Genomic DNA, 14,169 nt, shown 5'->3' with positions numbered 1-14,169 from the left:
CCCAAAACGAGAGTCCAGAGGGCCGCGGGCCTTCTGGTCCAGCCGAAGGCGAAATCACCCATTCTTTTCTATTCTTTATACATACTCAGCAGCAGCAAAAGCGGATGACCAAGCCCATTGCAGATTATATCCGCCCAGCCAGCCTGTTACGTCCAAAACTTCGCCGATAAAGTATAATCCGGGAACCTTCTTAGATTCCATTGTCTTAGACGACACTTGATTAGTATCCACGCCGCCCACAACAACTTCTGCCTTGGCGTACCCTTCTGTCCCCTCTGGCTTAAGAGTCCAGCAATGAACACGTTCAGACAATGCAAGACGACGCTCTTTAGTAAGCTGGCTGACGGGAGTTTCTGCGTCTTCACCTGTGAGCAGTACGTCCACGAGTTTACGGGAGAAATATCTAGCCATGAAAGAATGCAAAGCAATATTTTCCGTGCGAAAATCTTCAAGCACATCACCAAAGTTCTGACCGGGCAGCAGATCAATATCTATGCTGGAACCTTTGCGCCAGTAAGATGAAATCTGTAATGCCGCAGGTCCGGAAATACCTTTGTGAGTGAAAAGCATATCACCTTCAAAGCTCACACCGTCGCAACTGATGCGGACAGGCAATGAGTTGCCGCTGAGCTCTTCACATATTTTACCATTCGGGCCGCCAATCATAAGCGGAACAAGGCCGGGATGAGGATAAACAATGCGGTGTGCGTACTGGTCGGCAATGTTATAACCGAGAGCTGTTGCGCCCACAGAAGGCCAAGTCGGGGAGCCGAGCGCCACAACAAGTGATGGGGCTTCGAAAATCTCCACGCCGGTTGTCACGGTGAAAGGTCCACGCCCTTCTACGGAATCAATGTTGCGGTCGAGCAGAGTTTCGACACCAAGGCGGTGACATTTGGAAACGAGAAGTCCGGCAATCTGTCCGGCACCATCCAAAGTGAAAAGCTCACCTTCGTTACGATCTTCGTAAGCAATACCCGCTTCGGAAATAAATTCTATAAAGTCCCACTGGTTATGACGAGCCAGTGCGGATTTACAAAAATGAGGGTTAGCACCGAGGTAGTTCTCAGGCTCGACACTCATGTTAGTAAAGTTACATTTTCCGCCGCCGGTAACCCGGAGCTTACGGGCAGCCTTGCCCGCATGGTCCAGAACCAGCACACGTTTGCCCCTTTTGGCAGCGTGCATGGCACAGTAAAGACCGGATGCGCCCGCACCTAAAATAATTACGTCGAAGTCAGTGTTAATATCGGAGTTGTTCATCAGCGCTTTGTAGAATTATTGTGGGAATGCGTAAAGAGGATTGTTTAGGCAGAATACAAACTGTTATTTCATATATCGAAAAACTGGACCTACTTCGGAGGTTCAAGTATTAATAATTATGGCTAATTCAAAAGATAACAAACTAAAATTAATTGTTAAAACAATCTATTCACCTATTGCATTAGGATTTATCATAAGTTTATTCTTAGTCTTAAAAAGCTGTAATGAACCTATCCCTATATTTTTAAAATCTTCTTATTTTAAAATACTTTTTGAAAAATTTTTGATCGGTAATACTCTTATATTTAATATTTCTAGCGGTTTCCTTGTGAGCATCACCTTTTATACAATTTTAGTATACTTACCAGAACGGCAAAGAAAAAAAAGAATAAAGAAAAGACTAAATCTGCAATATAAATATTTTAAAAAGGATGTACTTACACTATTTCTCAGTGTAGAAACATATCCCTATTCAGATGATATAATTGAAGAACTAATGGACCAAGATAAATTCAGGCTTCATTTCAATAAAAAAAATGGCGATTCACAAAATAAATGGCAACAAGTCGTGAATAGGCTAGAGGGGAAAATTTTAATCTCGCTACTTACTGAAATGGAAATTTTTATGACAGAAATATCTTTAGTACTAAACAATGTTGACATTGAAAATGAAAAAGTCTTCACATTTTTTAAAACCCTTTCTCAACAAGTCTATAGACTTAAAAATACAACCAATGATTATGATGAAATAAAATCTCTTGGTCGCTTTCTATATGAAGTTTTCGCGGGCTTTAGTTTCATTGATGGATACCGCAAAGAAGATATAATTCAGTCAATGATTGATTCTATTTAGAAGTAATTTTTAATCCAACTTTACTGCCCACACTCCTCAAACTGAGTCAACTTAAACTCCCCCTTGCCGGGTATAGAAGCCGTGACCTTCAAAGTGCCGCCCATCGCATGGATAATCTGACATAGAGTGCTGATCTGCATGTCTGTTTGCCGTTCCTGTTTTGAAACAGAAGCTTGTGATACCTTTAAAATTTCCGCAAGTTCTACCTGCGAAAGCCCAAGCTCCTTACGAAGTTCGTGCAGAGTAACTTCCATGAAAAGTTGATCTGCCCTAGCCTTAATTCGACTTTGCCGCTCTTCGGGAAGTTCCCTCAGCATATCATTTAGATTACGTGCCATGTTTATTTCCTCCCCTGATGTTTCAAATGATTCTTAAAACGTTCATTCGCAATTGGAATTAGTTTCTTATAAAATTTCTTGTCATTGGCTTTGCTTCCACCCACCAGAATAATTGCCCGTCTCTCAGGATCAAAAGCAAAAAAATATCGATGCGGCTGTTTATCAAAGCTGAAACGCAACTCTTTCATATTACCTATTTTTGACTGATTAAGACTATCCACCAAAGGACGCCCTAACGCAGGTCCAAACTTACGAAGAACTATAAGATGAGCCATAAGCTCGTCTTGCAATTTTTCATTGAAGTCTGCGAATTCAAGCTCGAACTCGTCACATAAAATTATTTCCCATTCCATAATCAAAATATAACCTACAATGAATATTTGTCAACACACCAATTCCACCCCCCATTCTTCCCTTGCCCAACACCGCGAAGCAAGGTATTGAGGGCCGCGTAGGTCTGTTTTAAACACCCTGCCCCCACAATAAAGAATTCAGGAGTACCACCGATATGGCCCTTAGTATAGGAATCGTGGGCTTGCCTAATGTCGGCAAATCCACACTTTTTAATGCCCTCACAAAAGCTCAGAACGCAGAAAGTGCAAACTACGCATTCTGTACCATTGAACCTAATAAGGCTGTTGTCCCAGTGCCGGACGTTCGCCTTGATAAGCTTTCCGAGCTTGTTAATCCTCAGCGGGTTCAAAGTTCCACTGTAGACTTCATCGATATCGCCGGACTTGTTGCCGGAGCCAGTAAAGGTGAAGGACTCGGTAATAAATTTCTTGGTAACATCCGCGAAACACAGGCCATTCTTCATGTTGTCCGCTGTTTCGACAATGACGATGTTATCCATGTTTCCAACTCTGTCGACCCTATCCGCGATATTGATATTATTGAAACCGAACTCATTCTTTCCGATGTTCAGGTTCTTGAAAACCGTGTTGAACGCATGGCTAAGCAGATCAAAGGTGACAAATCTTTCGGCCCTAAAGTCGAGGAAGGCAGAAAACTGCTTGAGTACATGAACGAAGGCAACCCAGCCAACACATATGACAAACTCGACACCGACATCATGGATGAGCTGCTCAAAGACCTGCGCTTAATCACTGCTAAAAAAGTTATCTACTGCGCGAACGTTGATGAAGACGGCCTGACAGAAGATAATGATTACGTTAAATCCGTAATGAAACTTGCAGAAGAACGCGGCGCTGCGTTCGTAAAAATTTCCGCCAAGATGGAAGAAGAACTGATCGGTCTTGAAGATGAAGAATATCAGGATTTCCTTGAATCTTACGGCGTGACCGAATCCGGCCTTGCTAAAATCATCCGCACAGGGTTCAAAACCCTCGGCATGATCAGCTACTTTACTGCCGGAGTAAAAGAAGTTCGCGCATGGACCATTAATGACGGGGATAAAGCACCACGTGCCGCCGCCGCCATCCATACGGACTTTGAAAAAGGATTCATCCGCGCTGAAGTTATCGGTTACGAAGACTACGTTAAGCACGGTACAGAAGCAGCCTGTCGCGCGGCCGGAGTTCTGCGTTCAGAAGGTAAAGAATACGTCTTCAAAGATGGCGACGTTGTTCATTTCCTCTTCAACGTATAGAGATTTTAAAAGCACCAAAGTAAAAGGGGAGCCGTTCGCGGCTCCCTTTTTTTGTGATCAATAATGTATCTTTTAATTTCGCCTCTTAAGCAGAACAACCCCGCCGATAATCATAAAGCACCCCGCCCACTGCATCGTGGTCATAAATTCTCCCAGAACAGGTATGGCAACCAGTGCTGTCATCATGGGTTCTGTGGTCAGTAAAATATTCACCACCGAAGGAGACAAACGGGACATACTCATATTGATAAGCATCCAGCCGGTCATGGTCGGCCCGATGGCAAGTGTCAAAATGATACCCCACACCTTCAGCGGTACATCCGGCATTAAAATCTGTGCAGGTTCGCTTGCGGCTCCGGGGATAACTCCGCCCGAGAATAAATTTGCTATGAGCATAAAAAATGCGGCAAAGCCGAAAATATACATAAGCACGGTAAATGGATTCAATCCCCGAAGGGCACACGCCCTGCCCATAAGACCATAAGCCGCATAAAAAATACCCGAAAATAATCCCAGAAAAATTCCTATAGGTGTCAACGCAAAGTCTGAAATTCCCTGCACTCCGCAGACAAGCGCACAACCGACCATGCAAAAAACGATGGAAGGAATAATCCGCGCCGAAGGTTTTCCGCCTCCGAGCCACCATTGACCCAGAACAGTGATAGGCACGGAAACATACACCAAAACCGTTGCCACTCCGGCCCCGTTGAAAAACACGGACCCACCCCATATTCCGTTCAACAGCGCCAGAACCAGCCCGTAGCTTCCCAGCAAAAAGATATTTTCACGTCCGGCCCGCAATAATGCGGGGCTCTTAATTTTCAGCGCCACCAGCAAAATTCCGCAGACGAACAAATTACGCCAAAATCCCATAACAAGAACGGGCAAGGCGTAATCAACAACTAGTATTTTTATAAAAATGCCCACCAGTGAAATTAGCGCAGATCCGGCAAGAACTTGTACAATTCCGACTCGTACGGCTGACCTTTCGTTATACAATTACTACTCCATTGCGAATTTACGCAAAGTGCTACAATAATTTTAAAAATTAACGGTATTGAATTTGCTTGAGAGTTAAAAGAGAAATTATGCGTAAAAAAATATATTCTTTATTTTTCCCTGTTTGACGTATGAGACTGCAATTATATAGAAAGAGATAAGACCGATTAAAAAGCCCGAAACGGGCGAGGTATATAATGTCAAAAACGCTGACCAGATTAATATCTGCCGGAATGTTTCTGCTGCTTGCGGGTTTTATTATATTCATGCTGAATCAGATTTCAGCGCTGGCACAGCTTTGTGCCGCATACTTTCCACAGTCATATGATTACATTTTATTCGGACTGAGCGGGTTGTTTTTGATCATATGTATCAGCCCGTTGGTGATGTTTATTTTCCGCCCCGGACCCTTGACCATGCCGGATAACCCTACTCCCGCCGAACAAGAAAAATATATACGCAAACTGCGTAAAAGACTGCGCAGTAATAAACATGTGCGCAAAATGAAACTTAATCTTTCAAGAAATGAGGATCTCGATCTTGCTTTGAACGGTCTGGACGAAATTTCCACAGAAAAAATGAAATCCGTAGCTTCGCGGATATTTCTAAGCACTGCTATTTCGCAGAACGGCAAGCTTGATTCATTTATCGTGCTGGGGTCGCTCACCAAGCTGGTTTGGGATGTCTCTAAAATTTACAATCAGCGCCCGTCCTTACGGGATATGATTTCCGTATACTCAAATGTAGCAGTAACGGCTTTTTTTGCAAGCGCAGTGGAAGATCTGGACATTCAATCGCAGATTGAAGCGATAATGTCGCCCGTTCTGGCAGGTTCGGCTCTCGGCATGATTCCCGGAGCCGGCGGGCTGACCTCTATAATAACCGCGTCCATACTGGACGGTTCCACCAATGCGTTTCTAGCACTGAGAGTCGGCATCATCACACGTGGCCATTTCAGTTACAGAACGGATAAAAAAACCGCCGGATATCGCAGAGGAGTACTCAAAGAGGCCGCAGGCTTGCTGCTCTCCATTGCCGTCAATTCTACAAAGATGATCACCTCAGTCTACTTGAAAACAATTACACGTTCAGCTGGTGATAAGGCCATGAGCGCGGCAAGAAAGGTTGTGGATTCAAAAGATAAAGCATTCGAAGCGACGGGAAAGGCCGCACGTTATTCAGCCCGGCAAGCCCAGAAGGTTGCAAATTTTGCAAGTTTTTCAGGAAAGAATAAGGAAGAAGCAACAGAACCTGATTATCAGGAAGGGAACAGCTCTCAGGAAGAAAATTATAACAACGAAGAAAGCGCACGAAACAAAAAGAAGTCTGTTCTCGGCAAGTTATTTCGAAAAAGAAAATAAACGATAGAGTTAATTATTTTCAGCAGTAGCAGGGACAAGAGTTGCAGGCATTGGAAACACCGTATCGTACGTCCAGTTAAAGAAAAATGCATAAACCAGAAAAAATAAAGCAAAACCCAAATCCGTAACAAATGCATCCCACAAAGTCATATCCAGCCACCATGCAACACCGGGAAGAGTGAGTGCAAGCAAGGTCACCTCAAACAGCGTAGCATGAAATATTCTCATCCATGTCGGCCTGATATTTACCGGCCTTCCAAGCTTGATCAGCGCTTTATCAAACAACAAATTAAAGATAAAATTCAGACACATTGCGGTAAATGAAATAGCCAAACTCATTGTTCCTAACTGCGCAAGACCTTTCCCAAGAATCCATGACGCAAGGGGAACGCAAGCAGAAATGCCAATTATTTCAAAAAGTAACGTATGTCTAATTCTATCAGCTGTGTTTCGCATGGGCGGAAACTATCGTACAATAATCCGATTAACAAGGCCATTTTTATAAAAATTAATAATTATAAATAGTAAATAAAATAATGAATTATTATGTACTATTCACTTTTCATTGTTTTTGGCATTTAATTTGAATAAGATATGATTAAACGTCAAAAAAATCATACTTTCCAATAAAACATTAGTAGAGAGCTTTCATGTCGCAAAATGAAATGACAAAACTTCAAGAACTGGCTTCATCAATTCCTAAACAAAAAAATCTTACTATATTTTTTGGACGTGCGGGAAGTCGTTTCATGGATAATGTTAAATATTTCTTCCTTCATTGTGTGAAAAAACAGCCTGAACTGGAATGTCATTTTATGGCCTTCGACAAAAAAGAAGCAGATGTTCTTAAAGAACAGGGACTTCCCGCAACATGGGTTAACCACCCTGATGCAGCTGACCTTATGGCAAGAACAGGTATTGTTGTTTCCGACGATTTCAGTTGGAAGGATCAAGAGTTTCTGTGGGCCTTACTATCAGGCGCAAAAACAATACAACTCTGGCATGGCATCCCCTTAAAAGCCATCGGTTTTCCAGAAATAAACTCCACTGTGAACATGAATCCTGAAAAAGCGAAACATTTAACTTTCGTATACTCGGGCTATGATGCTGTAGTCTCAACTTCTCCATTTTTCACTGAAAAAGCTTTCGCAAAAGCATTTAGAGCCGAAGAATTTATCGAATCAGGTTACCCGCGCAACGATGTTCTCAAACGTCGCCCGACAAAATACGACATGATCAATGCCGATCGCGATCTTTATGGAGAGCTTGTAAAATTTCGTAAGCTCGGTGGCAAAACTGTATTTTTCATGCCCACTTTTCGAGACACCGGCGGCAGCCCATTCGAAGACGGAGCCATAGACTTGATGCGCATGTCAGAATTCTGCAAAAAGAATAATCTTATGTTCATCTGCAAATTTCACCCATATCTGACAATCAACAAGGTGACCCTGCCAGAAAACATCCGGTTGATGGATTCAAAAAGTGATGCATACCCGCTCCTTCCTCTTTGCGATGTTCTGCTCACAGATTATTCGTCCGTTTATTTCGATTTTCTGCTGGTGGATAACCCTATGGTTTTCTATCCATACGACTTTGAAAAGTATGTCACTAAAAACAGAGAACTCCTTTTCGATTACGACTCAATGACACCGGGCAAAAAAGTTATGAATGAGAATGATCTCTATACCGCTTTTGAAGAGATCATGCTAAATAACATTGATGATTTCGTAGATGTCAGGCAAAAAATTAGAGACTTATCTTTTAGCAATGCGGACGGCCTCGCGGCAGAAAGACTTGGTAAACATGTAGTTTCTAACTATCTCTAGCAAACAGGGAGCAAATATCATGAAAGCAGTCATCCTTGCGGCAGGTATCGGCAGTCGACTCAGCAGACCTTTTCCGAAATCTCTTTCAGTTCTGCCTTACGGAGAAACGATTCTCGGTAGACAGATCAGAATTCTCAAAGATCTGGGAGTAAATGAAATCATCATTGTCGTAGGCTTTAAGATGACTCTGATCATGGAAAATTTCCCCGAAGTCTACTACAAATACAATCCGAACTACTACATCACCAACACTTCCAAAAGCCTCCTTTGTGCCATTGAAGATCTGGATGATGATATCCTTTGGATGAACGGAGATGTTGTTTTTGACAAAGCAATTATTCGCAAAGTTTTAAGTATTAAAGATGACAGCTTTGTCTGTGTTGACTGCAAATCCTGCGGCGAAGAAGAAGTCAAATATACTCGCGACGATCAAGGCTACATCAATGAAATTTCTAAAGAAGTCGTAAACGCGGAAGGCGAAGCGGTCGGTATAAACATGATCCTCAAAAAAGATCTCGAGACCTATGCCGAGGCACTTCGCAAATGTGACGACAACGACTACTTTGAAAAAGGGATTGAAATGATCATTCAGGACGGTGTTAAAATTAAACCCGTAGACATCTCTGATTACAAATGTATTGAAGTTGATTTCGAAGAAGACTGGGTTTCCGCGCAGGCATCTTTCCAAACACGCGATAACAAATAATTTTAAGCATCGGACAAGTAAAATATGCAGGTAGCAATCATTCCCGCTCGCGGCGGAAGCAAACGTATTCCTAAAAAATCGATCCGCCCGTTTCTGGGAAAACCTCTCATTGCCTATGCCATTGAAGCCGCCCGCGAGAGCGGTTTTTTTGATCACATCATAGTGAGCACCGACAGTGAAGAGTTTGCCGAAGTAGTGAAAGAATACGGCGCAGAAGTTCCGTTTATGCGCCCGGCAGAGCTTGCCGGAGATTTTGTTGCAACTGCTCCGGTCATAGAACACGCTTTAGGCTGGGTAAAAGAAAACCTCGGCCAGCCCGAAAGATTCTGCCAATTTTTTGCAAACCCCTTTATTACTGCTGAAACCCTGCGCGGAGGTTACAAACTGATGCGCGAAAAAAAAGCGAACTGTGTTCTGGGCGTAACAGAATTTGCATACCCCATTCTTCGAGCTTTTAAGCTGAACGAACAAGGCGGTGTGCAATACGCATTCCCCGAATATGCATCAAGCAGATCTCAGGATTTACCGACATTCTTTCATGATGCGGCGCAATTCTACTGGCAGGAATTAACAGACCTTCCTTCCGACAGAACTGAAGCTCTGAATCTGCCCTACTTCCTCCCCCGCCACATGGCTGTGGACATTGACACAATAGAAGATTGGGAAATTGCAGAGCGGCTTTACAAGGCTTTCGTCCTCGATGCGTAACCCGTTTAAAATACTTTTATTCTGCGAAGGTTCAATCGAAAGAGGATTCGGACATGTTGGGAGATGCCTGGCTCTTGCCACGGAGCTTAGAGATGAACACGAAAGCAAGTGTGTGTTTGTATTCAAAGGCAATGAAGCCGCCCGGAACAAAATATGTGATGCAGGATTTGAAGTCATAGAAGTCTCGAATTTCAACTCGTATAAGTTTACAGACGAAGCTGTCGTTGTTCTCGACCTGCTCATTCCTTTAGATGAAGCTTTCTTCGCGAACGCATCTGCTAAAAACGTACTCATATGCACTATCGATGACCCCACACCGAATAGGTTAAAAAGCGAACTGGTTTTTTATCCTCCTGTCCCGCAAGTTCAAGAACTGAGCTGGAATAACTTTTCGGGAGAACTTTTTTGTGGCTGGCAATACATCCCTTTACGCAAAGAATTTAGCGCTATTAGCGGGATAGAGCAACAAAAGGAAAAATATTCCATACCTGAACTGCTCATAACGGCAGGCGGAAGCGATCCGGCAGAACTGACCGCAAAAATATTACAAGGTTTATCCTCCGTAAAAGAACCATGGCATGCAAAAGTTGTCCTCGGTCCCATGTTCAAAAATCTGGACAGAATCAAAAAGATAGCGGTAGAGCTTGGCGACAGGGTTGAACTTATTAACAATGTTCAAAACATTTCCCGGCTTATGGTCCAATGTGATGCGGCCGTGGCCTCGTTCGGTATAACAGCTTATGAACTGGCAGCCTGCCGCACTCCGCAACTGTTATTGTGCCTGACTGATGACCACGCCCGCTCGGCATCAGCATTGCATGAAACCGGAGCAGCTATATCCCTCGGCAGATATGACCTTGTGACAGATCAAGAACTGATAAAAAGCCTTCAAAAAATCATTTCCGATACGAAACTACGGGCTGAAATGGTTTCTAATGCCGAAAAATTAAACCTAGAAAACGGACCGTCAAACATTGCAAAGTCCATAATCAAGCGACTAAAAGCCAGACACCTCGGAGATGAAAATGAGTGACAAAAAAAGCTGGAAAGAACACGAAGGAACAGTCCTGCACAGTGTGGACGGGTTTGATGTAATAGACTGCGAACTCTGCGGTTTCAACCACATAATTCCTATCCCGGATGAGGATAAACTTCGTGAAAGTTACAAGCATGATTACCATGTAAAAGAGAAACCTCTCATGCTTGAACATCAGCTTGAAGACAAAGAATGGTTGGACAGCATTAATGATGCACGGCTTGCAACTCTCGAAAAAATTTCAAACGGAACAGGCAGCTTTTTAGACATAGGTTCCGGCAACGGATTCCTGCTCGGACAGGCAAAAAAACGGGGCTGGACGGTTAAAGGAATCGAGCCTTCCGATAAGGCCGCACAGTACTCATGCTCGCAGGGACTTGATGTAGAATGCGCTGTCTTTGACCAGGAGTGTGCAGACCGTCTGAGTCAATTCGATGTGGTTCACTTAGGGGATGTTCTGGAGCATGTTCCATATCCACGCGCAATACTGGACCTCTGCAATCAGGTTCTGCGTCCGGGCGGACTTATCGCTATAGGTGTTCCAAACGATTATACTCCCGTTCAAAAGATTTTAAGCGAAGACATGAGTACACGTCCGTGGTGGATAAATCCTCCGCATCATATCAATTATTTTAATAAAAAATCACTCGAAGGATTGCTCTCCCGTTGCGGTTTTACTACCTGTCATTCAGAAGTTTCATTTCCGATGGAACTCTTTCTGCTCATGGGTAAAAATTATCTCGATGACCCCAAACTCGGACGCGAATGCCACGCCATGCGCAAACAGCTTGAGCGAAATCTGACTAAAAGCGGAAACAGAGATTTTCTGGACAAAATATACGGCTGCTTTGCCGAGGCTGAAATGGGCCGAACCATACTTGTGATTGCACAAAAAAAGACCGAACAGGAATAATTTCCAATGAACAGATTGAAAAATAAAATAGCCTTGATCACAGGCGGCGGACGAGGAATAGGTAAGGCCATCAGCTCTAAGCTGGCTGAAAACGGAGCAGAAGTAATTCTCACATGGGTGTCAGACCGCAAAAGTGCAGATGAAACCGTCAATTCAATCATTACAAAGGGCGGCAAAGCCCGCACTCTCCAGCTTGAAGTAAGTGATGAAAGTTCTATAGACACAGTTGTTGCTGATATCACTGAAAAAGAAGGACGACTGGATATTCTGGTCAATAATGCCGGAATAAATAACCCAACCGACTTTGACAAGATAACTTCTGATGACTGGGATAAAATTTTAGGGGTAAACCTCAAAGGCCCATTCCTTTGCACTCAACGCTGCCTTGAGCTTCTCAAAAAAAGTAAGGCCGGAAGCATAATCAATATAGGATCGGTCAGCGGTCAATACGGCGGTCCACGGACGGCCCACTATGCAGCAAGCAAAGCAGGACTTATATCACTTGGACAAGTTGCCGCCAGATTCGGTGCAGAATGGAATATCCGCTGCAACACCATATCCGCGGGTCTCATTGCTTCCGAAATGGCCGATGCAGGGCTTAAAGATCCGGCTGTTCAAAAAGCGGCTGAAAATGTGCTCATGAAAAGATTCGGTGCAACTTCTGAAGTTGCCGACACCGTAGTATATCTGGCTTCCGATGATTCATCATACATCACAGCGCAGACAATTAACGTCAACGGCGGCCTTTATTTTTAACAGGTGCAGTATATATATCGACAGGAGAAACCATAAACGTGTCCAAATATGACGAACTTAAAAACTTTGCTGCCGAGCTGAGAAAGTCAATCATCATAATGAATTGCCATGCAGGATCGGGCCATCCCGGCGGTTCACTTTCATGTGTTGAAATCATTAGTTGGCTTTATTGCAACGAGATGAACTACTGCACGGAAAACATGAATGATCCTGCCCGTGACCGGTTCATACTATCCAAAGGACACTCCTGCCTTTCTCTTTATGCGGCTCTTGCGGAAAAAGGGTTCTTCTCCAAAGAAGAATTCAAAACTCTGCGCCATGCCGGAGGAATGCTGCAAGGCCATCCCGACCGGATCAAAACTCCCGGAGTAGAATTTAACTCAGGCTCGCTTGGTCAGGGATTTTCCTTTGCCATCGGATGTGCCCTCGGAGCCAAAAGAGCAGGCAGAAAAAACCGCACTTACACTTTGCTCGGAGACGGCGAATTAAACGAAGGCCAGATCTGGGAAGGCTGTATGTTCGCTGCTCATCATAATCTGGACAACATGGTTGCCATCGTTGATTACAACAAATTTCAAAGTGATGACCTGAACACCAACATTACCGCCCTCGAACCTTTGAACGATAAATTCAAGGCGTTCGGATGGCATGTAATTGAAATTGACGGTCACGATTTCCGCGAAATTGAGAACGCATTCGGACGGGCAAGAGCCTTGGCCGGAAAACCGACCATGATTATAGCCCACACAGTTAAGGGAAAAGGAATTTCGTACATGGAAAATGTGCCGAAATGGCACGGCAGTCTCTGCCCCACCGGAAAAGAAAGAGAATGTGCCATGAGAGAATGTGGCTGCGAGGACCTGATATAATGGAAAATATGAGAGACGCATTCGGCAAAATACTTACAGAACTTGCCGGACAACGTGAGGACTTCGTTGTTCTGGATGCTGACGTTGCAGGCGGAACGGGAACTTATCATTTTCGCGAAGCATATCCTGACAGATTTATTCAGTGCGGAATTGCCGAGCAAAATATGTTTTCAATGGCCGCAGGACTCGCGGAATCAGGGATTATCCCCATTGTTACCTGTTACGCTGTTTTTGCATCTATGCGGGCGCTGGAACAAGCCAGGAACTCAATCGCCTACCCTGAATTCAATGTAAAAATTGCCGCCAGCCATCTAGGATTGGACGTAGGCCCGGACGGGGCGACCCATCAGGCTCTTGAAGATATAGCCATATATCGCAGCATCCCCAGAATGAGCGTTGTCTCACCTGCTGATCCTATAGAACTTAAAGCGATAATGCCATATCTGCTCGACAATACAGGCCCGTTATACCTGCGAACAGGGCGCAGTCCGCTGCCTAATGTTTTTGACGAAAACACATTTTTTGAACACGGCAAAGCCCACGTTCTCCGCGAAGGAAACGATGCCACAATAATGGCTGTAGGAGTCATGGTTCACCGCGCACTGAAAGCCGCTGACCATCTCGCGAAAGAAGGTATCTCCTGCCGTGTATTGAACATGTCGTGGCTTAAACCTATGGACGAATCGGCTGTAATCAAAGCCGCAAAAGAAACAGGCGCAATAATAACCTGCGAAGATCACAACAAATACGGCGGACTCGGCGGAGCTGTGATGGAAATAGTTTGCGAAAACGTTCCGGTTCCTGTTGAACGAGTGGCTGTGAATGACATTTTCGGAGCATCTGGCGAGCCGGAAGATCTGGCTAAAGAATATGGCCTTCTGCCTGAAGATATTATTAAAGCTGTTCACAGGACTTTGACCCGCAAGAAATAA

General features: G+C 44.1%; 16 protein-coding genes. 11 read left to right on the top strand and 5 right to left on the bottom strand.

Features of this window, described 5'->3' with window-relative positions:
• Positions 1 to 75: 75 nt before the first annotated feature.
• Positions 76 to 1,263, bottom strand: a complete 1,188-nt coding sequence (locus JEY82_RS00400; protein ID WP_304081561.1) for an NAD(P)/FAD-dependent oxidoreductase — start codon at positions 1,261 to 1,263, stop codon at positions 76 to 78.
• Positions 1,264 to 1,381: 118 nt separating this feature from the next.
• On the opposite strand from JEY82_RS00400, the gene JEY82_RS00395 reads away from it, so the two are divergent.
• Positions 1,382 to 2,116, top strand: coding sequence for a hypothetical protein (locus JEY82_RS00395; protein WP_304081558.1), 735 nt, complete (start codon positions 1,382 to 1,384; stop codon positions 2,114 to 2,116).
• A 20-nt stretch (positions 2,117 to 2,136) separates the two neighbouring features.
• On the opposite strand, the gene JEY82_RS00390 is transcribed toward JEY82_RS00395, so the two are convergent.
• Both JEY82_RS00390 and JEY82_RS00385 read right to left on the bottom strand, forming a co-directional pair.
• Positions 2,137 to 2,454: an XRE family transcriptional regulator gene (locus tag JEY82_RS00390; protein WP_304081557.1), complete on the bottom strand. Its 318-nt coding sequence runs from the start codon at positions 2,452 to 2,454 to the stop codon at positions 2,137 to 2,139.
• Positions 2,455 to 2,456: 2 nt separating this feature from the next.
• Positions 2,457 to 2,807, bottom strand: a complete 351-nt coding sequence (locus tag JEY82_RS00385; RefSeq protein ID WP_304081554.1) for a type II toxin-antitoxin system RelE/ParE family toxin — start codon at positions 2,805 to 2,807, stop codon at positions 2,457 to 2,459.
• A 155-nt stretch (positions 2,808 to 2,962) separates the two neighbouring features.
• On the opposite strand from JEY82_RS00385, the gene ychF reads away from it, so the two are divergent.
• Positions 2,963 to 4,063 (top strand): redox-regulated ATPase YchF, encoded by a 1,101-nt coding sequence (gene ychF / locus JEY82_RS00380; RefSeq protein WP_304081552.1) that lies wholly within the window; start codon positions 2,963 to 2,965, stop codon positions 4,061 to 4,063.
• A gap of 72 nt (positions 4,064 to 4,135) precedes the next feature.
• Here ychF and JEY82_RS00375 read toward each other — a convergent pair whose 3' ends face one another.
• Entirely contained in the window at positions 4,136 to 5,062 is a 927-nt protein-coding gene (locus tag JEY82_RS00375; RefSeq protein WP_304081550.1) for a DMT family transporter, read from the bottom strand.
• Positions 5,063 to 5,259: 197 nt separating this feature from the next.
• Here JEY82_RS00375 and JEY82_RS00370 point away from each other — a divergent pair, with 197 nt between their 5' ends.
• A complete protein-coding gene (locus JEY82_RS00370; RefSeq protein WP_304081549.1) occupies positions 5,260 to 6,423 on the top strand; it encodes a hypothetical protein in 1,164 nt (387 codons plus the stop codon).
• Positions 6,424 to 6,432: 9 nt separating this feature from the next.
• On the opposite strand, the gene JEY82_RS00365 is transcribed toward JEY82_RS00370, so the two are convergent.
• Positions 6,433 to 6,879: a PACE efflux transporter gene (locus JEY82_RS00365; RefSeq protein ID WP_304081547.1), complete on the bottom strand. Its 447-nt coding sequence runs from the start codon at positions 6,877 to 6,879 to the stop codon at positions 6,433 to 6,435.
• 194 nt (positions 6,880 to 7,073) lie between these two features.
• Here JEY82_RS00365 and JEY82_RS00360 point away from each other — a divergent pair, with 194 nt between their 5' ends.
• Genes JEY82_RS00360 through JEY82_RS00325 form a run of 8 tightly spaced genes read left to right on the top strand, consistent with a single transcriptional unit; the run spans position 7,074 to position 14,169 of the window.
• Positions 7,074 to 8,249: a CDP-glycerol glycerophosphotransferase family protein gene (locus JEY82_RS00360; RefSeq protein ID WP_304081545.1), complete on the top strand. Its 1,176-nt coding sequence runs from the start codon at positions 7,074 to 7,076 to the stop codon at positions 8,247 to 8,249.
• 19 nt (positions 8,250 to 8,268) lie between these two features.
• Positions 8,269 to 8,955 carry a phosphocholine cytidylyltransferase family protein gene (locus tag JEY82_RS00355; protein WP_304081542.1) on the top strand — a complete coding sequence of 229 codons (687 nt, stop codon included), beginning with the start codon at positions 8,269 to 8,271 and terminating at the stop codon, positions 8,953 to 8,955.
• Positions 8,956 to 8,979: 24 nt separating this feature from the next.
• Positions 8,980 to 9,663: a pseudaminic acid cytidylyltransferase gene (gene pseF, locus JEY82_RS00350; protein WP_304081540.1), complete on the top strand. Its 684-nt coding sequence runs from the start codon at positions 8,980 to 8,982 to the stop codon at positions 9,661 to 9,663.
• Positions 9,656 to 10,696 (top strand): PseG/SpsG family protein, encoded by a 1,041-nt coding sequence (locus JEY82_RS00345; RefSeq protein ID WP_304081537.1) that lies wholly within the window; start codon positions 9,656 to 9,658, stop codon positions 10,694 to 10,696. Before pseF ends, JEY82_RS00345 begins: the two co-directional genes overlap by 8 nt.
• A complete protein-coding gene (locus JEY82_RS00340) occupies positions 10,689 to 11,612 on the top strand; it encodes a bifunctional 2-polyprenyl-6-hydroxyphenol methylase/3-demethylubiquinol 3-O-methyltransferase UbiG (RefSeq protein ID WP_304081534.1) in 924 nt (307 codons plus the stop codon). The genes JEY82_RS00345 and JEY82_RS00340 overlap by 8 nt, the downstream gene beginning before the upstream one ends.
• Before the next feature lie 6 nt (positions 11,613 to 11,618).
• The gene (locus JEY82_RS00335) at positions 11,619 to 12,368 is read left to right on the top strand and encodes an SDR family NAD(P)-dependent oxidoreductase (RefSeq protein ID WP_304081532.1); all 750 of its coding nucleotides are present in this window, start codon (positions 11,619 to 11,621) and stop codon (positions 12,366 to 12,368) included.
• 38 nt (positions 12,369 to 12,406) lie between these two features.
• Positions 12,407 to 13,237 (top strand): transketolase, encoded by an 831-nt coding sequence (locus JEY82_RS00330; RefSeq protein ID WP_304081530.1) that lies wholly within the window; start codon positions 12,407 to 12,409, stop codon positions 13,235 to 13,237.
• Complete coding sequence (locus JEY82_RS00325) at positions 13,237 to 14,169, top strand: transketolase family protein (RefSeq protein ID WP_304081527.1); 933 nt, start codon at positions 13,237 to 13,239, stop codon at positions 14,167 to 14,169. The genes JEY82_RS00330 and JEY82_RS00325 overlap by 1 nt, the downstream gene beginning before the upstream one ends.

The organism is Maridesulfovibrio ferrireducens (genome assembly GCF_016342405.1).
GTDB lineage: Bacteria > Desulfobacterota > Desulfovibrionia > Desulfovibrionales > Desulfovibrionaceae > Maridesulfovibrio > Maridesulfovibrio ferrireducens_A.
The sequence above is the reverse complement of the archived record's forward strand: the minus strand, read 5'-3'. Positions and strand labels throughout refer to the sequence as shown.